Source organism: Nostoc sp. (assembly GCF_036918015.1).
GTDB lineage: Bacteria > Cyanobacteriota > Cyanobacteriia > Cyanobacteriales > Nostocaceae > Nostoc.
This window is the reverse complement of sequence record NZ_JBALEO010000093.1, coordinates 18531-35875: the sequence shown is the minus strand read 5'-3', so window position 1 is coordinate 35875 and position 17345 is coordinate 18531. Positions and strand designations below refer to the sequence as shown.

Annotated in this window: 19 protein-coding genes and 2 pseudogenes; 19 read left to right on the top strand and 2 right to left on the bottom strand. The window is 40.6% G+C overall.

The features are described from left to right. The first annotated feature begins 480 nt into the window (after window positions 1-480). The 14 genes and pseudogenes from V7K61_RS29160 (at window position 481) to V7K61_RS29100 (ending at window position 11483) form a co-directional block, all read left to right on the top strand. Window positions 481-1128: a histidine phosphatase family protein gene (locus V7K61_RS29160; RefSeq protein ID WP_335058954.1), complete on the top strand. Its 648-nt coding sequence runs from the start codon at window positions 481-483 to the stop codon at window positions 1126-1128. An 83-nt stretch (window positions 1129-1211) separates the two neighbouring features. Continuing rightward, window positions 1212-2237, top strand: a complete 1026-nt coding sequence (locus V7K61_RS29155; protein WP_335058952.1) for a glucokinase — start codon at window positions 1212-1214, stop codon at window positions 2235-2237. A gap of 45 nt (window positions 2238-2282) precedes the next feature. Beyond that, window positions 2283-2885, top strand: coding sequence for a hypothetical protein (locus V7K61_RS29150; protein WP_335058950.1), 603 nt, complete (start codon window positions 2283-2285; stop codon window positions 2883-2885). An 854-nt stretch (window positions 2886-3739) separates the two neighbouring features. Further along, window positions 3740-4122, top strand: a pseudogene (locus tag V7K61_RS29145) (fasciclin domain-containing protein). Window positions 4123-4410: 288 nt separating this feature from the next. Next, window positions 4411-4659, top strand: a complete 249-nt coding sequence (locus tag V7K61_RS29140) for a DUF1816 domain-containing protein (RefSeq protein ID WP_335058946.1) — start codon at window positions 4411-4413, stop codon at window positions 4657-4659. Between the two features lie 417 nt (window positions 4660-5076). Then, window positions 5077-5352, top strand: coding sequence for a hypothetical protein (locus V7K61_RS29135; protein ID WP_335059112.1), 276 nt, complete (start codon window positions 5077-5079; stop codon window positions 5350-5352). Beyond that, entirely contained in the window at window positions 5253-5618 is a 366-nt protein-coding gene (locus V7K61_RS29130) for an NACHT C-terminal helical domain 2-containing protein (protein WP_442936381.1), read from the top strand. Before V7K61_RS29135 ends, V7K61_RS29130 begins: the two co-directional genes overlap by 100 nt. Further along, window positions 5591-5653 (top strand): annotated as a pseudogene (locus V7K61_RS34250) (hypothetical protein); the annotation flags it as partial. The gene V7K61_RS29130 and the pseudogene V7K61_RS34250, both read left to right, overlap by 28 nt. A 334-nt stretch (window positions 5654-5987) precedes the next feature. Further along, on the top strand, window positions 5988-6443 hold the full coding sequence (locus tag V7K61_RS29125) for a response regulator (protein WP_335058942.1): 456 nt from the start codon (window positions 5988-5990) through the stop codon (window positions 6441-6443). A gap of 419 nt (window positions 6444-6862) precedes the next feature. Continuing rightward, window positions 6863-7504, top strand: coding sequence for a Uma2 family endonuclease (locus V7K61_RS29120; protein WP_335058940.1), 642 nt, complete (start codon window positions 6863-6865; stop codon window positions 7502-7504). Window positions 7505-7886: 382 nt separating this feature from the next. Beyond that, on the top strand, window positions 7887-9356 hold the full coding sequence (locus tag V7K61_RS29115; RefSeq protein ID WP_335058938.1) for an efflux RND transporter periplasmic adaptor subunit: 1470 nt from the start codon (window positions 7887-7889) through the stop codon (window positions 9354-9356). A gap of 77 nt (window positions 9357-9433) precedes the next feature. Further along, complete coding sequence (locus tag V7K61_RS29110) at window positions 9434-10651, top strand: ABC transporter permease (RefSeq protein ID WP_335058937.1); 1218 nt, start codon at window positions 9434-9436, stop codon at window positions 10649-10651. Window positions 10652-10732: 81 nt separating this feature from the next. After that, window positions 10733-10894 (top strand): hypothetical protein, encoded by a 162-nt coding sequence (locus V7K61_RS29105; RefSeq protein ID WP_335058935.1) that lies wholly within the window; start codon window positions 10733-10735, stop codon window positions 10892-10894. After that, the gene (locus V7K61_RS29100; RefSeq protein WP_335059101.1) at window positions 10872-11483 is read left to right on the top strand and encodes a hypothetical protein; all 612 of its coding nucleotides are present in this window, start codon (window positions 10872-10874) and stop codon (window positions 11481-11483) included. The genes V7K61_RS29105 and V7K61_RS29100 overlap by 23 nt, the downstream gene beginning before the upstream one ends. A 7-nt stretch (window positions 11484-11490) precedes the next feature. Here the strand turns inward: V7K61_RS29100 and V7K61_RS29095 are convergent, their stop codons facing one another. Together V7K61_RS29095 and V7K61_RS29090 are read right to left on the bottom strand one after the other, a co-directional pair. Then, window positions 11491-11664: a hypothetical protein gene (locus V7K61_RS29095; protein WP_335058933.1), complete on the bottom strand. Its 174-nt coding sequence runs from the start codon at window positions 11662-11664 to the stop codon at window positions 11491-11493. Then, window positions 11661-12029, bottom strand: coding sequence for a Dethiobiotin synthetase (locus tag V7K61_RS29090; protein ID WP_335058931.1), 369 nt, complete (start codon window positions 12027-12029; stop codon window positions 11661-11663). The genes V7K61_RS29095 and V7K61_RS29090 overlap by 4 nt, the downstream gene beginning before the upstream one ends. A gap of 209 nt (window positions 12030-12238) precedes the next feature. Here V7K61_RS29090 and V7K61_RS29085 point away from each other — a divergent pair, with 209 nt between their 5' ends. From V7K61_RS29085 to V7K61_RS29065, 5 genes are all read left to right on the top strand, one after another. Next, window positions 12239-12475 (top strand): hypothetical protein, encoded by a 237-nt coding sequence (locus tag V7K61_RS29085; protein WP_335058929.1) that lies wholly within the window; start codon window positions 12239-12241, stop codon window positions 12473-12475. A gap of 444 nt (window positions 12476-12919) precedes the next feature. Then, window positions 12920-13165: a photosystem I iron-sulfur center protein PsaC gene (gene psaC / locus V7K61_RS29080; protein ID WP_015175986.1), complete on the top strand. Its 246-nt coding sequence runs from the start codon at window positions 12920-12922 to the stop codon at window positions 13163-13165. Between the two features lie 352 nt (window positions 13166-13517). Then, complete coding sequence (glmS, locus tag V7K61_RS29075; RefSeq protein ID WP_335058927.1) at window positions 13518-15398, top strand: glutamine--fructose-6-phosphate transaminase (isomerizing); 1881 nt, start codon at window positions 13518-13520, stop codon at window positions 15396-15398. A 262-nt stretch (window positions 15399-15660) separates the two neighbouring features. Next, on the top strand, window positions 15661-16860 hold the full coding sequence (locus V7K61_RS29070) for an AIPR family protein (protein WP_335058925.1): 1200 nt from the start codon (window positions 15661-15663) through the stop codon (window positions 16858-16860). After that, the gene (locus tag V7K61_RS29065) at window positions 16844-17323 is read left to right on the top strand and encodes a hypothetical protein (protein WP_335058923.1); all 480 of its coding nucleotides are present in this window, start codon (window positions 16844-16846) and stop codon (window positions 17321-17323) included. Before V7K61_RS29070 ends, V7K61_RS29065 begins: the two co-directional genes overlap by 17 nt. The last annotated feature ends 22 nt before the right edge of the window (window positions 17324-17345 follow it).

Here is a 17345-nt window from a genome sequence, read left to right as displayed (position 1 = left end):
TAAGCAATTGTATAAATTCTTGTCTAGCTTTGGGAATACTAAAGGTAGTAATTTGCTGAAGTTAGAGCCAAATAATGGATTTCGTAAATTTAATAAAAACGGGTAATAGTTGGAAATTTGCGACTGAAGCTGATTTAGAAGATTTTGTCTGGGCTAATTTAAAGGAACTTTTCGGATTAATTCCGCTAAAGCGACAATATTATGTTAATGGTCAAATTTGCGATATCTTAGCGACATAAAGAGTATCAAAATGCTATTAAATCTCGAAAAACTTTGAATGAGCTAGTCGATATTGCTTTAGAAACTTGGCTAAAAAAGCTTTAAATAAAACTAAATTGACAACACTTATAACTTTTCCTAATCATTAGTATTATTAAATATTATTACGATTTTTGTCCTATATTAATATTTGCAGGCCTCCTTGCAGATATCTATATATTTGTTTAGCGGCGAATTCTATTCACCGGAATGATTAAACTTATGAGTCAAATAGTCTGGATAGCAAGACACGCTAACCGCCTCGATTTTGTAAACCCCGATTGGTTTCTCACCGCCGAACGACGCTACGATCCACCCTTGTCTGATGATGGTATGCTTCAGGCACAGCAGTTAGCTAGACGATTGAAAAAAGAAAAGATTGGACATATTTTCGCTTCTCCTTTTCTGCGAACCGTACAAACAGCAAACGCAGTTGCAGAAATGCTCAACTTGCCGATTAAACTCGAAACAGGCTTGAGTGAATGGCTAAATCCAGTTTGGATGACGGAAGAACCCGAAAGACTCTCAACTCCAGCTTTAGCGAAGTTATTCCCCAGAATTGACACCAGCTATACCTCGCGTATCGCCGCCAAATTTCCTGAAACCCACGAAAAAGTGCGAGAACGTTCTGGGCAAACTGCTAGATGTTTAGCTACTGAGTTCTTCCCAGAGGATATCCTGCTAGTGGCGCATGGTGCATCTGTGTTGGGCGGAGCAATGGGGCTAGTAGGGGACATTGCCAAAACAGAAGTTAAAGCTTCTTTATGTTCTCTGGTAAAAGTGGTACGCCAAGACCCAGAATGGTTATTAGAACTAACGGGAGATACTTCCCATTTAACCCACATAGAAGAAGTTATTCGATTTGCTTAAACCTTTGATAGAGATTTGCGTTCACGCCTTCTGGTACGTTGGGTATATCCTACAAAAAAAGTAATTAATTCACGAATAATTCTATGACTTTGTTACTAGCAGGAGACATCGGCGGGACTAAAACTATTTTGCGATTGGTTGAAACATCAGATTCACCAAATTCACATACTATTTATCAGGAAAGTTACCACAGCGCTGATTTTCCCGATTTAGTACCTATAGTGCAGCAGTTTTTGGTCAAAGCTAATACACCGACACCAGAAAAGGCTTGTTTTGCGATCGCAGGCCCCATTGTCAAAAATACTGCCAAACTAACCAATTTAGCCTGGTTCCTAGATACCGAACGTTTAGAAGAAGAATTGGGTATCCCACACATTTCTTTGATTAACGACTTCGCCGCCGTTGGCTATGGCATTTCAGGTTTACAAAAACAAGACTTGCACACGTTGCAAGTTGGCAAACCTCAAGCCGAAACCCCTATTGCTATTATTGGTGCTGGTACTGGCTTAGGGCAAGGATTTTTAATTAAACAGGGAAACGACTATCAAGTTTTTTCTTCGGAAGGTGGACACGCTGACTTTGCCCCTCGAAACGAAATCGAGTTTCAACTATTGAAATACCTGCTGGGTAAACATGATATCCAACGCATTTCTGTAGAACGCGTGGTTTCTGGAATGGGAATTGTGGCAATTTACCAATTTCTGCGCGATCGCAAATTTGCTGCTGAATCACCAGATATCGCCCAAATCGTGAGAACTTGGGAACAAGAAGCCGGACAAGAAGAGAAGAGTGTCGATCCCGGTGCTGTCATTGGTACGGCTGCACTAGAAAAACGCGATCGCCTCTCGGAACAAACTTTGCAATTATTTATAGAGGCTTACGGTGCAGAAGCCGGCAATCTCGCCCTGAAACTCCTACCTTACGGTGGCTTATACATTGCTGGTGGAATTGCGCCCAAAATCCTGCCCTTAATCCAAAACAGCGGCTTCTTATTAAATTTCACCCAAAAAGGTAGAATGCGCCGCCTCCTTGAAGAGATCCCGGTGTATATTATCCTCAACTCACAAGTCGGCCTAATTGGTGCTGCTTTATGTGCTGCTAGGTTATAACAGCTGGCATCATCAGTGAGATCAGCATCTCAAAGGGCAAAAAATATGACAGTTAAAAGTCTGTTGCCACTAATAGCCGCCACCTTTGTCTGTGGTGGCTCTGTTCTTGTAGAAGCGCGTCAACCAAAACATCCGGTAGCTGTTGTCAAACCAAAGGTTTCTCAACCCGTGCAGCCACAATGGAAGTTATTCACCGCTCCAGATGGACGTTTTACGATTTTGATGCCGGGAAGCCCCAGCAGAAATACCGAATCCCAAAAAACTTATATGGGGGAAATTAACCTAGAAATATTTGTTGCTCAACCACCAAAACAGCAAGTAGCATACATAGTTGCTTACAATGATTTTCCTTATAGTTACGGTCAAATGGCTGATCCTCAAGCTGTACTTAATAATGCACGGGATATGGCTTTAAAGACTACGAAAAGTAATTTAATTAGTCAACGAAACATTCGTAGTTACAATAATCATCCCGGCAAAGAAATTGAGTACATCAATTCTGGAGGGAAAATTACTAAAAGTAGAATGTATGTTGCCGAAGGAAGACTATATCAAGTAATGGCAATAACTACAAAAAAACAGCAGAAGACATTAGCTAAAACTATTAATGGGTATTTAAATTCTTTCCATGTAGTTTTAAAAAAGTGAAATAAATAAAACTTCTACATTAGCCTTGTAATTAATTGCAGGGCTAATATAGCGTTTTCTAGTAATATAAAGAACATCAGATCAACTTCTCGCTTGCTGGGAGAAGGGAATTAGGGCAATAGGGTTCGGTTAAAGTTTTTTGATGAAAATTCAATTCTAGATCGCTAAAGACGCGATAAATCGCCGTCAAGACGAAAGACTGATTATTGTAGAGACGGCGATTCATCGCGTCTCAGATTCATCGCGTCTCTTGCCTTAACTCAGATATTGCACCTAGCCCTAGCGATTATAAATCGCGGCTATACAAACGTACTCCTTCCCTACGGGACGCTACGCGAACGGAGAAGCAAGCTACGCGTAGCGTCTCGCAGAGAAGTCCGCCTATCGCGCTTGGGCTGCGCGCACCACGCAAACTAACGCCAAATCAAGGCTTTTCAACCTGCGTTCGCCCTTGGCGTTGCCGCAGGCTAGGTAGGTTTTGTATTTCGACTCCGGTTCCATCGAGCGAAGTCGAGATGCTCAACACAAGTCTGTGTGGCCGCGACTTCTAGTCGCCTGGTGCAAGATATAAGTTAATTTATGCAAGATGTATAGTGTAGAGTATGTTTATCGCTTCCGCAATCCACCAGCAACCTAATCAAAAATTTTGGATTATCGCTAACAATATTTTTCCATTTACTCCAAAATCCTAACTTCTAATTATTAAATTATGCTGTATTTTAATTATTTAATTTTTTTTTAGCTCATATTATACAAATCATACATTAATCAACCTCTTGCTCAAACACGATTTCTAACACTAGGATGTCATACTCAAAATAATTAGCAAATTACATAATAACTAAGTGAAATAAATGGCTGATGCTATTGATACTGACCTTACGGCTGGTTCTTTTAGTACCTTGGTTAATGCAATTAAGGCTGCCAATTTGATAGACGCTCTCAAAAGTGTTGACTCGTTTATCGCCTCTCCATCCACAGATCAAGCTTTTGCAAAGCTTGCACCAGATACTGTAGAGACATTGCTTAACAATATTAATAAGCTCCAGGAAATCCTGACCTATCACGTCATTTCCGGCAAGGTGATGTCCATAAAGCCGATTGAAGGTTCAAGTATTAAAATTGACCCTTTCTATAATGTCAAGGTAGATTATGCCCCACAGCCTCAAAACCCGATGCTGCTGATGATAACAGTGTCATCCACATCATTGTTGATTCCTCGGTAAATAAAATATAATATATAGATAGCGAATAACCTCTGTGGGGTAGAAACTATTGATAGTAACTACCTCATTACTGTCTAAATATATTTTAAGTAACTCAACTTTCATTAAATATTATAGGTCTCTCCTTTTAAGAGAAAGGCTTTGAATCTTCCTTTCCACTGTGGAAGGTGAGGTTAGGTCTTTTTTAAGTTTTTAAGAAAGTTTCACTTAGTAGTAAATATTTGAGAATGCGACATTATTTATCTTTAAAGTTGCCAGTTTAATAAAAACATCATCTTAATTAATCATTGGTATCCCTCATGAATTTATTTCAATCTAATCAGTCAGAGTTTGCTTGGTGGGTAGAAATTAACACGGCTGTTCCACGCTGTACTTATTACTTTGGCCCTTTTGATAGCGAGAAAGAGGCACAACTTTCTAGAACTGGCTACATCGAAGACTTATATCAAGAAGAAGCCAGGGATATCATTGCAATAGTCAAAGAATGTCAGCCTAATGTTTTGACAATTTTTCAGGATAAAGCAGAATTCCAAATATCTAGTTTTTGAAGCCCGTCTCGCAGATATTTTGCTAAAAGGGGTCTTTCGATAATACAAGTGGTTGTAAGTAGTTGCATAATTTTGAGATATAAGCTCTACTACTTGTTTAATCAAATTGGCTTAAATTATCTCCATGTGATGCAACTATCAGCTTATATCAAGCAAGTAATTTGCAAATAACCCTTCAATTCATACTTGAGCATTACAGATCAGTGTTTGAATTCATGTCTCGTCGAAAGGTTGAAATGTATAAGATCAATGTCTAACGTTTTATTTCAATATAAAAGTTTAAGAAAACGAAAGTATACTCTGGGGTTTTGTATAACTTTAAACGAGTAGAATTGTTATTATCATAGAAACAACTATAAGATTGCAGATATTAATAAAAGTTAAAGTCCATGATTTGAGGAGCAGGGTTTTTGTCCTATGGTCAAGCGATCGCTCCAAGCATCACTCACCGGAATTCAAGAGGCTAAAAGGGCATTTGCTCTCAAGGGGTGGATACAAGACAATCTAGCCGCAGAAGTCAATCTCAAGACTAGACAACCGATTTGGCGGTTTTTTAGTGGTCGATTGTTCTGGATGTTGGACTTTATAAATCTCTGCAACAACTCTCGGACGAATTTCCCAATTCTCGTCAAAGTCAAGAACGGTTTGAACTGTGGTGGCAGACGAACTATTCAATCTTGGCTGAACAGTTAAAGACAACGGTGATTAATTATCGAAACATTAACCACCAGTGGGAGTTTAGCCTGGATTTCTCACAAGTGAGAAATCCAAAGGGTGTGGGAGGTGTGGGGGGATGGGGAAGAAGTCTTACCCCCCACACTCCCCACACTCCCCACACTCCTCTGCCTACACTATGCGTGAGAAATCCGGGTTTAGCATTGAACAACAGCAAGTGTTACAACGTTACTATGATGCTAATCAGTTACGACTCGATTGCCTGTATAGCAATTGTGAAGTAACCCTTGCTATCAGGCAAGAAATTGAAGCCACCTGATTATTGCCTCAGAAGGAACTTGAGGACAGGGAATGGGAATAGTTTTGTTGATTAATCGTTTACAGCTATTTTCAGTTAATTGAACCACAAATTTTTGGAGTGAACATACCGTGCCTTTTTTTGAAAAGTTTTTCTACGTTTTGTGTCGTAGTTAATCAATTCATTTAGGAAATCAAACAACACCCGCTCATAGTATAAAAACAGAACCTAGTAATTCTCAACCATTTAGTGGTTCTCTACTACTCTTTATTTACCTATCCGTTTGTCTCGTCTCCTTAAGACTAAGGATTTTTCAGATCGCTTTGCCCTTAAAGTCTTAATCGCAGGTCTTATTATGAATTTAATCAATGACTTTTGCTTGGCAGTTGGGATACTCAAAGGTGTACAAGTACTCGTTGTAGACAACGATCGCGATAGTAGAGATTTGTATGCTTTTTTACTCGAAGACCTAAGCGCAAATGTAATTACCGCTGGTTCCGTAAAAGAAGCTTTAGAAACCCTGAGTTGGTTCACACCCAACATTATTGTCAGTGAAATTAGGTTTTTAGGTGAAAATATTTATACATTGCTAAATACATTGAATGCTATAGAGGCAGACAATGGTAAGCATATCCCAATCATTGTGACTTCAACATCTACCACAGGTACTTATGACCAAATTCCAGATGTAGACTTTGAAGAATATTTACTTAAGCCATTCGACCTTGAGGAGTTTGTTTCTATGATTTTGAATCAAGTACAGGAAAATGTGACGGAAAATTTTTGCACAGAGCTACTAGTTGCAAACTAGTAAGTAAGTTTAAGTATCTGCGTTGTTTAACTGCCCGAAAATAAATTTCTAGACTGCATAGCTAAAACCCTTGTTCAGAGCATAAATGTAGGTTAGACACAGCCTACAATATAAGCACATGGGTTTGAGGAATGATAAGCTATGCCCACAAAAATTACAAATATACTCGTTCATCCACCTCAAAACTCCGTTCATCCACTTTTGAACTGAATTCATCCACCCGGAGGGCAACCCAACTGATTATCAGGATGTTGGGTTACGCAAAGCCTCCACCCAACCTACATTTTTTTGCAACATATTAGCCTTGACACGCCACTACGAAAATTGTTAGCAAGGATGCAGTTAAAGCTTTGCTGTCAGCTTAATGCTGGAAAATGAAACTTGTATGATCGTTGTTAAAGTTCCTCTTTCGCAATATTATGAGCGAATTACAGACCCAACTAGCAACCGATACCTGGATAACAGCAACTTGGGATGAATATATCCAAATAATTGAAAATCCTGACTACGAAAAAGCCAAGGGCTACTACCACAATGGACAGATGAGGATTGAAATCTACGCAATCGGGAATGACCATGCCAGCGACCATGCAATTATTCTCTTTGCTGTTAACTTGTTTGCGAGCATTAAAGGCATTGCTCTAAATGCCAAGGATAATTGTACATATCGGAAAACAGGCTTTAGGGAAGCTCAACCTGATGTGTCTTACTATATTGGTGAAAATGCTGATGTCATTCCCTACGGCACTTCTATCATCAATTTAGATATATATTCACCACCAGATTTAGTTATTGAAGTGGCTAATACCTCACTTGCTGACGATCAAGGTGAAAAACGACTTTTATACGAAGATTTAGGAGTGAAAGAATACTGGATTTTAAATGTCCAGAATGTCCAAGTTATGGCTTTTGCCATTGAAAACCAAGGTAGTAGGCGGATTACAGAATCTCAGGTATTACCAGGATTAGCAATTTCTTTATTAAACGATGCATTACGGCGAACTCGTCAAATAAATCAAAGTCAACTTGGTGCTTGGCTATTAACCCAATTTCAGCAATAATTACAAACTGCTTTGCGGTAGGGAAAAAGCAAAGGATACAGAGCAACTAAAGCGCGATCGCACTATAGCAATCCTATCTGATTTGTGAGAATTGCCAGCCGTAGATTCCCAGCTTCTCAAAAAAGTCGGGGATCTTGTTTCTCACGAATAGTTCAGGATTGCACTAATATGCTGTGGCTAAAGTCACCCTTTTAGGTGAAGACATACAGAAATACAAATGCCTAGTATGAAGGAAGATTAAGCAACTGTGAAGCTTATTATGCGTCTAGTTGTTAATTAACTCATACAAATTTAATCCCAAAGCTTTAACAACTCCGTATTATCCACTTGTCCCCTAACTAAAAAATACTCTTATACCGCAAGATTTACAGGCTTCTATAATATGGCTACGCACATAGAAATTCCAGTTATTGGCAAAGTTAAGTATCCATTGCGCTGGCTGATGGGGCTAATGGCGGGGAGTGCTTTGGTTGTGGGTACTATAACAACTTACACTTTGGTAAATCAAGGGACAAATAAAGAAGATATTGCTCAACTAACTGTGCCAGTTGCAGCCCAAACCGTCACGTTGCGGATTACAGCTAGTGGCAAAGTCGTGCCAGTTCAGAGCGTAAATATTAGTCCGAAGAATCCCGGAGTGCTGTCGCGATTATATGTGGAACAAGGCGATCGCATTCAACAAGGGCAAATTCTCGCCCGCATGGATAGCGCCGGTATTGAGGCTCAAAGGAGCCAGTATCGTGCCAACTTAGCCCAAAGTCAAGCACAGCTAGCCCAAGCCCTTGCTGGTAGTCGTCCTCAAGAAATCGCTCAAGCGAGGGCCCGATTAGCACAATCTCAAGCCCAATTAGCCGCAGCTAAGGCTGGTAATCGTCCCCAAGAAATTGCTCAATCTCAATCCCAAGTGGATGCGGCTCAAGCAAGGGTGAATTACACCAGCGAACAGGTAAAGCGTTACGAATATCTATATAAAGAGGGAGCAGAGAAAAAACAATTACTCGATCAAGCCATCAGCGATGACAAAAGTGCTAGAGCTAATTTAGAAGAAGCGAAAAAACGATTTTCCTTAGTCCAAAGTGGGACTCGGAGTGAGGAAATTGACCAACGCCAAGCCGCTGTTAACGAAGCACGGGCAGCATTGGTACTGTTAGAAGATGGAACCCGTTCTGAGGAAATTGCCCAGCGTCAAGCCGCTGTTGCATCCGCTGAGGCTCAGTTAAAGGGTGTACAAGTGCAGTTGGAAGATACTATTATTCGCGCTCCTTTGTCGGGAATTGTTACCCAAAAGTATGCCGAACCAGGTGCGTTTGTCACACCCACAACTTCTGCTTCTACTAGTGCATCGGCAACTTCCAGTTCAATTGTTGCCGTAGCAAGGGGTTTAGAAATATTAGCTCAAGTTCCCGAAGCCGATCTTGGCAGAATAAAACAGAGACAGCAGGTGGAAATTGTCGCCGATGCCTATCCCGATCAAGTTTTTAAAGGTCATGTGCGTCTGATTGCTCCCGAAGCAGTGGTGGAACAAGGTGTGACATCCTTCCAGGTGCGGGTTGCTCTCGATACTGGCATAGATAAACTGCGTTCTGGCTTAAATGTGGATCTGACTTTTTTAGGCGATCGCGTTAATAATGCTTTGGTATTACCAACGGTGTCAATCGTCACCGAAAAGGGTAAAACTGGCGTACTCGTACCCGATGCAAAGAATAAACCCCAGTTCCGCGAAGTTACAGTTGGGGCACAAATTCAAAACCAAACTCAGATTTTAGAGGGAGTTAAAGAAGGCGATCGCATTTTTGTTAACCCACCCAAAGATTACAAAATCGAAAAGGCTAAAGAACAAAATAATTCGTAATACTTCGACTACGCTCAGTACAAGTTCGTAATACTTCGGCTACGCTCAGTACAAGTTCGTAATTCGTAATTTAAGATATGAATTTTCTCGAAAGCATGAATATGGCGGGGAAAACCCTGCTGTCAAATAAACTGCGTAGCGCCCTCACAATGTTGGGTATAGTTATTGGCAACGCTTCGGTGATTGCCATGATTGGTATTGGCGAAGGTGGGCAGAAGTATGTGAATAAACAGTTGCAGTCATTAGGACCAAATGTGCTATTTGTACTGCCAGGTAATCGAGAAACTCAGCGGATCTCCTTTGAAGTGCCAAAAACTCTGGTGTTGCAAGATGCGGATGCGATCGCTTCTCAAGTCCCAACTGTAGTAGGAGTTGCACCAGAGTTAAATAGAAGACAGGTAATTACATACCGCAACAGAAACACCGATGTCAACATCATTGGCACAACTCCCAGTTTCCTATCTGTGCGGGATTTTGAAACTAATAAAGGCAGGTTTTTCTCTGAGATAGACATCAAGCGAAGTAACCAAGTGGTGGTGCTGGGTGGAGACTTGGCAGAAAAACTATTCGGTAATAGTAACCCTGTAGGACAGCAATTGCGAGTTGGAAATACCAGCTTTCAAGTGATTGGAACGTTAACAGCCAAAGGTTCCAGCGTGGGAGCAGATTATGATAATGCTGCCTTAATACCAATCACCACATCAGCAAACCGACTTGTGGGTAAGAATTCTCCTTATGGTATTGCCTTAGATTATCTCGTTGCTGCTGCTCGTGATTCCGATAGCGTGGATGCAGCAGAATTTCAAATTACTAATTTGCTGCGTCTACGGCACAAAATTAATGGTGAAGATGACTTTACCCTTCGCAGCCAGAAAGATGCTTTGCAAACTGTCGGTCAAATTACAGGTGCATTAACAATTATGCTAGCTGCGATCGCAGGTATATCCCTGTTTGTCGGCGGCATTGGCATTATGAATATTATGCTCGTCTCCGTCACCGAACGCACCCAAGAAATCGGATTACGAAAAGCGATCGGTGCAACTGAGCAAGATATTTTGCTACAGTTCATCATTGAAGCAGTGATTGTTTCCGCAGCTGGCGGCTTAGTCGGGACTGCGGTTGGTGTCAGTGGCATCCTATTGGTGGGAGCCTTGACTCCTTTAGAAGCAAGTCTTTCTCCTGTAGCGATTACTATGGCAGTTGGTGTCTCTGGGGCTATTGGTTTATTCTTTGGCGTTGTTCCTGCACGTCGCGCTGCTAAACTCGACCCCATTGTGGCTTTGAGAAGTGCCTAGATAAATCATCACAAAGACGCGATAAATCGCCGTCTCTACAATAATCAGTCGTTTTGTCTTGACGGCGATTCATCGCGTCTCTTGCCTCAACCGAATAGTATTGATATAAGTTTTATCGTTGAGCGATCGCTACAAACCATTGAAGTAATTTTGCTGAAAAACGGGAAGACTATGGTTAATCCCAAATGGGGAAATTTCTATGAAAATCCTGAACAGCAAAATGCTCAAAAAATCTCTACTTAACTGTTTAATTTTACCTTTTTCTCTAGTGCCCTGGCTCTGTGTGGGAACGCTTTTTGATTCCCAAGCCAATGCTTTACCAGGACAAAGTACAGAAGAGGTAGGCACTTGGATTAAAGCACATCCGACACTCCGCCCCAGGAGAGGGGAGCAATTATTTGTGCAAAAGACTGATACTGCTGCCCAACGATTCACTTTTCAAGCGTCGGTATTGCCTCCTGGTAGAGTCGAGTTTTCCAAAGACCGTGGCACAATTCGGACTGAGCGTATTACTATGTATGATGCTATTAACGGCATGACATTTACGCGTCTCCAAGAATCCTTGCGGGTGATTTATGGCTTGGAGATTTATCAAGACTACGATCGCGCCCAAGTCGTGTATCAATATCCCAACCAGAAGGTAGTTAATTCAGCGCGTCTGGCCAGAACTCCAATTCGGGAAGCCTTAAAGGGAGAATTACGAGTAGGCGATCGCTATGTATATTGGGTGGAAGTTGCCCAACCCAAGAATGGCAAAGCTTTTACCGGTCAAATGACCGTTTTGCTCAAAACTGACCTAGACAAGTTAGAAAATGAACTGCAAATTCGTTAATAGGCATCTATCTGAGTGCTGAGTGCTGAGTACTGAGTGCTGAGTGTTGAGTTAGAAGTGAGGAATTATTTTCCTTTCCCCCTGCTCCCCTGCTCCCCTGCTCCCCTGCTCCCCTGCTCCCCTGCTCCCCTGCTCCCCTGCTCCCCTGCTCCCCTGCTCCCCTGCTCCCCTGCTTCCTCATCTCTTCCCCAACTCCATCGGAGCTAAGGTTTGCCATATACCCGAAAAGATACTTTCAGCTGCTAAGGAAATTCGTAGTAAATCTTCTTTGAGTAGTGGTGGCCAATCTACCCCGGCTTTACGCCCTGCACCAAATAGCTGTTGTGCCTTAATGCTTAACTGATAAAGGGTCAAAGCCAGTTCTCGGTCTAGGCTCTTTGCATCTTTGAGGGCTTCAAACACCACTTTCAATGCCAACAAAATCGAAGTGATCTGACCGGGTACCGGCGGTTTGCCCTGTTTCATACGCGTTAACAGTGCATCTGGGTTTTCCTCGGTTGTGATTGTCTGATCTATGAGGAGTTTCCTAGCTGTTTCGTAATTCATGTAGTCAGTTTAGCGCACATTTTGCTTCAGCAGTAATACTTAATTAAAAAGTCATAAAACGGCTTTCTAGTTATTTATAGCAATCTCTGATGATTTGTGAAATGATAGGCGTGGGGAAAATAATCGGGGATTGACGATGCTCTAGGTTAACCAGATAGACTGAATATAATATCTTTGAAAAATACACCTTACTAGGAATCAAAAGTAAAATGATCTCACCGAATTTACTAGAAATTGAGCGCTCTATCCTTGCCTTGTCTGTAGAAGAACAACTTTGGCTGTTAGAAAGTATTGTTCGACAAATCCGAGAAAGGGAGTATGTAAAAGATAAATTTAATGATGATAAAAATATAGATGAACAACTGCAAGTAACCGCTACCCTGCCAAATATTAAAACACAAATTCCTACTATAAATGATGAGTTTGCAAGTTCTGAAATCCTCTGATAGGTAGGAATAAACATTATGAGATTGCCAGAATTAAAAAATTAAATATACAAGTTATTAGTGAGCGATCGCTAAAAATTTCTGATTGCGATCGCAGTCTTTAAATTAATGATTTACACCGCAAAAGCTTTTGCGTAATCTAGATTGCCAAACTGTTTTCGTTTACACAGAGAAGTGGCGATCGCAAATTCCCTTTTAATTTTGTTTCATCTATCTTTACGATTCAACGCCATTATGGTATATCACTGTGGTAAATACGCTCTGATGATGTTGCTAATTATCAGTCAATAGGGACAATCTCGCAAAAACAAATTTTAAGGGTACTTATTACATTGTTTGAAGTTATGTAGCCTTTTGATTACGGCCTATCAACCACTGCGGTAGACTATGCGTTGATTATGATTCTTTCGCAGAGAAGAACACTCGAAAGGAGCCGTTTATTCAATGTCTCATTCCGTAAAAATCTACGATACCTGCATTGGCTGCACCCAATGCGTCCGCGCTTGCCCTACTGATGTACTTGAGATGGTTCCTTGGGACGGCTGTAAAGCTGCTCAAATTGCCTCCTCACCCCGTACAGAAGACTGCGTGGGCTGTAAGCGTTGCGAAACCGCTTGTCCCACCGACTTTTTGAGCATCCGGGTTTACCTGGGCGCTGAAACAACTCGCAGTATGGGTCTAGCTTACTAAAAAGCTGAGTGCCGATCGGAGTGCTGAGTGCTGAGTGCTGAGTGCTGAGATAAAAAGAAGTAAATCACAAATACAATTTTTTGATTCTTCACTCGGAGATCGGAACTCAGCACTCTTCATGAAATCGCAATTTTAGATTGGGGATATAATCTCTGGGTATCTAAATCCTAGAAGCTGTATTTGTACCGTCAAGTCAAAAGCTGACGGGGAATCCGCTGTAAAAAAACCTAAAATCCATAACAATACCTAGTGATAGAGGGAGTAAAATACTCCCTTTTTTCTTTGCAAAACGTCCACTTTATGCTACCTACTATACTGGATTTAATCATCCTGAAAAAAAGTGGCGTGAAGAATGTGCGGAATTGTTGGATATATAGGCACTCAAGCGGCGACAGACATTTTACTAGCTGGACTGGAGAAACTAGAGTACAGGGGCTACGATTCGGCTGGAATCGCCACTGTTTGGGAAGGTGAGGTAAATTGTGTACGGGCAAAGGGCAAACTCCATAACCTGCGTTCTAAACTGGAACAAATAGAAACCCCTGCCCAAATTGGTATTGGTCATACACGCTGGGCAACTCATGGTAAACCAGAAGAGTACAACGCCCATCCCCATTTGGATACAGCAAAACGAGTAGCTGTGGTGCAAAATGGCATTATTGAAAACTACCGCGAGTTACGCGAAGAACTCAAAGCCAAAGGACACATATTTCTTTCTGAAACCGATACAGAAGTAATTCCCCATTTAATAGCCGAATTTTTAAAGAATCTTCCTCCCTCATCTTCCTCATCTCCCTTCCTAGAAGCAATTCGCCAAGCCGTTAACCACCTAAAAGGGGCATTTGCGATCGCAGTTATTTCTGCTGACTACCCCGATGAATTGATTGTTGTCCGTCAACAAGCACCCTTGGTAATTGGTTTTGGGCAAGGGGAGTTATTTTGTGCCTCTGATACCCCTGCGATCGTTGCCTACACCCGTGCAGTGCTACCTCTGGAAAATGGCGAAATTGCCCGCCTCACACCTTTGGGTGCTGAGATTTACAATTTTGCTGGCGACAGGTTGAAAAAACAACCCCGATTGCTCAACTACAATCCGGCAATGGTAGAAAAGCAGGGGTTCAAACACTTCATGCTCAAAGAAATCCATGAGCAACCAGGGGTAGTGAGAGCTAGTTTAGACGCTTACTTTAATCCAGCCGATTCTACCGAATCCCCAATCAATCTTGGTTTACCTGAAGATTTATACACTGATTTAGAACAAATTCAGATCGTCGCCTGTGGTACTAGTTGGCACGCAGCATTAATCGGCAAATATTTACTCGAACAATTAGCAGGAATTTCAACTCAAGTACATTATGCTTCTGAGTATCGTTATGCACCATCACCCGTGACAGCTAACACCTTGATTATCGGTGTTACCCAATCAGGTGAAACCGCCGATACCCTAGCAGCTTTGACAATGGAAAAAGAACGTCGCCAGGGGAAAGAAGCTAAATATCAAGCGCGACTACTAGGTATTACCAATCGCCCAGAAAGCAGCCTTGGTCATTTGGTGCCGCATATTATCAGTACCCTAGCGGGAATTGAAATTGGGGTAGCAGCGACGAAAACTTTTACCGCCCAACTGATGGCGTTTTATGCTTTGGCATTGGATTTAGCTGCTCGTCGTCAGACAGTTTCAAAAGATACATTAAATCAAATTATTAATGGGTTGCGGCAGATTCCCAAAGAAATTGAAGCAACTTTAGAAAGTCAGGAACGTTTAACCGAACAGTTAGCCCACGAATTCGCCGAAACCCAAGATTTCATTTTTATAGGAAGAGGAATTAACTTTCCCATTGCTTTAGAAGGGGCGTTGAAATTAAAAGAAATCAGCTATATTCACGCCGAAGGGTATCCGGCTGGAGAGATGAAACACGGCCCGATCGCACTTTTAGATGCGAAAGTACCAGTAGTTGCGATCGCAATCCCTGGTAGTGTTTACGAAAAAGTTATTTCTAATGCCCAAGAAGCCAAAGCTAGAGATTCTCGCTTAATTGGCGTGACTCCCGTCAACGATGGCGAAGCTGCGGAAATCTTTAACGATCTTCTTCCCGTCTCTCATGTAGAAGAATTACTTTCTCCAATTCTGGCAGTAGTTCCCCTGCAATTATTGGCTTATCATATTGCTGCCCGTCGCGGTTTGGATGTCGATCAACCTCGTAACCTTGCTAAAAGTGTTACGGTAGAATAGTATAATTTTATACTTAAAAATTAAAGTATAATGGCTTCTGAAGAAGTTCTATGGCTTGCAGAAGCCATTTTTATGGCAATACTTATAAGTATAATATATTTATTAATACTTAAGTAAGTATTCGCTGGATTTGCAGTAAAGGGTAAAATTATCCAAACGCGATCGCAAAAACCCGAATGTATATTTTTATAACGTCTTTATACTACAGACAAGCCTGTAAAAATTTGAGCCAACATCCAAGTTGATTACATCTACCAACATTATGAGTGAAATCCACCTACGTCAAATAAAGTCATACCTTCAAAAAACATTTAATGGTTTGATTGACTTATCAGATTATCAAAATAAATCTGAAACAGACAAAGAGTTACTTTTCTTAACAAGAAGTTTAGCTGCATTTACTTTGATGGTAATAGCTGATATTTCTCCTCAAGAAGCATCAAAAGCTATAGTCGATGGGGGACAGGATAATGGAATAGATTCCCTTTATTTTGACAGAAGAGAAAAAATAATGTATGTATTACAATCAAAATGGAAACAGGAAAGTAAAGGAAGTATTAAAACAGATGAGGTCATGAAATTTACTAGAGGATTTAAAGACTTAGTAAATGCTAGATATGACAGGTTTAACTCAAAACTCAATGATAAGACTCCAGATATTGAAGAAGCCCTAAATGATGCAGGAACAAGGTTTGAAATAATTCTTGTCTATTCAGGTCAAACTCCCTTAGCAGATGAACCTAAAAGAGAATTTGATGATCTACTAGGTGAAATGAATGATTCATCAGATATTGTTAGTATGAGAGTTTTTAACCAGGCGAATATATATAATATTATATCTCAAGGAGCATCTGGCAATCCTATAAATTTAGATGTTTGCCTGTTTGAGTGGGGACAAACAAAAGAACCCTATCAATCTTATTATGGACAAGTCTCTGCAAGGGAAGTAGCTGATTGGTGGGATAAACATTTTCCTAAATTGTTCTCTTCAAATATTAGACTATTCGTCAAAGATAGCGAAGTCAATGAAGGCATTGTAAATACAGTTAAAAAAGAGCCGGAAAAGTTCTGGTATTATAATAACGGCATAACAGCTTTGTGTTCTAGTATTGGGAAAAAACCACTGGGAGGTAGTGGAAGAGATACAGGTATATTTGAATGCAAGGATGTGAAAATAGTTAATGGCGCTCAGACTGTTGGTTCAATAGCAAGAGCATATCAAAATTTTCCTGAGCAAGTTGAAAAAGCGAGAGTTCATGTTCGTTTTATATCTTTGGAAAACTGTCCTGAAGAATTTGCTACAGAGATCACTAGATTTAACAATACTCAAAACCGGATTGATCGTCGAGAATTTGTGGCTCTAGATCCTGAGCAAGAAAGAATCAAAAATGAACTTCACTTAGAGGGAATTATTTATACTTATAAGTCAGGTGAATCAATTCCCGATGGACGATCTGAATGAAGCTACGATTAGTCGAGCGTGCAAACAGAATGAGGTTTCTTTCGCTACGCGAGTTAAAGATAAGATTGGTGTTTTATGGGAGGACATAGAAAAACCCCCATACAAGACTTTATTTAATAGATCAGTAAATGGTTCTCAGCTTTGGAAATTAGTTCAAATATTAAGAGTAGTAGAGAATAAATTATCAGAAGTACAAAAACAACGAGATGGAAGAGAAAAGTTATTTGCAACTCATAGTAATCGTTTCATCCTACACCTTATCTATAAATCTTTACCAGATATTTTTTTCAATATATCATCTGATTTAACATCAGAACAAATTGATGATATTCAATCTATGACCTCAAAGTTCTTAGGAAGTGTTATGAGTGAAAGTAGCAACTTATTTCCAACTTCCTATCCGGCAAATATATTTAAAAATGTCACAAAATGCCGGGAAATTGTGGAAAAAATTTTAAATTGAAGTTACTTCCAGAAGCCTCAAA

Coding starts and splice junctions, on each gene's coding strand:
- V7K61_RS29160 (WP_335058954.1), top strand. CDS start 481: ATGAGTCAAATAGTCTGGATAGCAAGACACGCTAACCGCCTCGATTTT.
- V7K61_RS29155 (WP_335058952.1), top strand. CDS start 1,212: ATGACTTTGTTACTAGCAGGAGACATCGGCGGGACTAAAACTATTTTG.
- V7K61_RS29150 (WP_335058950.1), top strand. CDS start 2,283: ATGACAGTTAAAAGTCTGTTGCCACTAATAGCCGCCACCTTTGTCTGT.
- V7K61_RS29140 (WP_335058946.1), top strand. CDS start 4,411: ATGAATTTATTTCAATCTAATCAGTCAGAGTTTGCTTGGTGGGTAGAA.
- V7K61_RS29135 (WP_335059112.1), top strand. CDS start 5,077: ATGGTCAAGCGATCGCTCCAAGCATCACTCACCGGAATTCAAGAGGCT.
- V7K61_RS29125 (WP_335058942.1), top strand. CDS start 5,988: ATGAATTTAATCAATGACTTTTGCTTGGCAGTTGGGATACTCAAAGGT.
- V7K61_RS29120 (WP_335058940.1), top strand. CDS start 6,863: ATGAGCGAATTACAGACCCAACTAGCAACCGATACCTGGATAACAGCA.
- V7K61_RS29115 (WP_335058938.1), top strand. CDS start 7,887: ATGGCTACGCACATAGAAATTCCAGTTATTGGCAAAGTTAAGTATCCA.
- V7K61_RS29110 (WP_335058937.1), top strand. CDS start 9,434: ATGAATTTTCTCGAAAGCATGAATATGGCGGGGAAAACCCTGCTGTCA.
- V7K61_RS29100 (WP_335059101.1), top strand. CDS start 10,872: ATGCTCAAAAAATCTCTACTTAACTGTTTAATTTTACCTTTTTCTCTA.
- V7K61_RS29095 (WP_335058933.1), bottom strand. CDS start 11,664: ATGAGGAAGCAGGGGAGCAGGGGAGCAGGGGAGCAGGGGAGCAGGGGA.
- V7K61_RS29090 (WP_335058931.1), bottom strand. CDS start 12,029: ATGAATTACGAAACAGCTAGGAAACTCCTCATAGATCAGACAATCACA.
- V7K61_RS29085 (WP_335058929.1), top strand. CDS start 12,239: ATGATCTCACCGAATTTACTAGAAATTGAGCGCTCTATCCTTGCCTTG.
- psaC (WP_015175986.1), top strand. CDS start 12,920: ATGTCTCATTCCGTAAAAATCTACGATACCTGCATTGGCTGCACCCAA.
- glmS (WP_335058927.1), top strand. CDS start 13,518: ATGTGCGGAATTGTTGGATATATAGGCACTCAAGCGGCGACAGACATT.
- V7K61_RS29070 (WP_335058925.1), top strand. CDS start 15,661: ATGAGTGAAATCCACCTACGTCAAATAAAGTCATACCTTCAAAAAACA.
- V7K61_RS29065 (WP_335058923.1), top strand. CDS start 16,844: ATGGACGATCTGAATGAAGCTACGATTAGTCGAGCGTGCAAACAGAAT.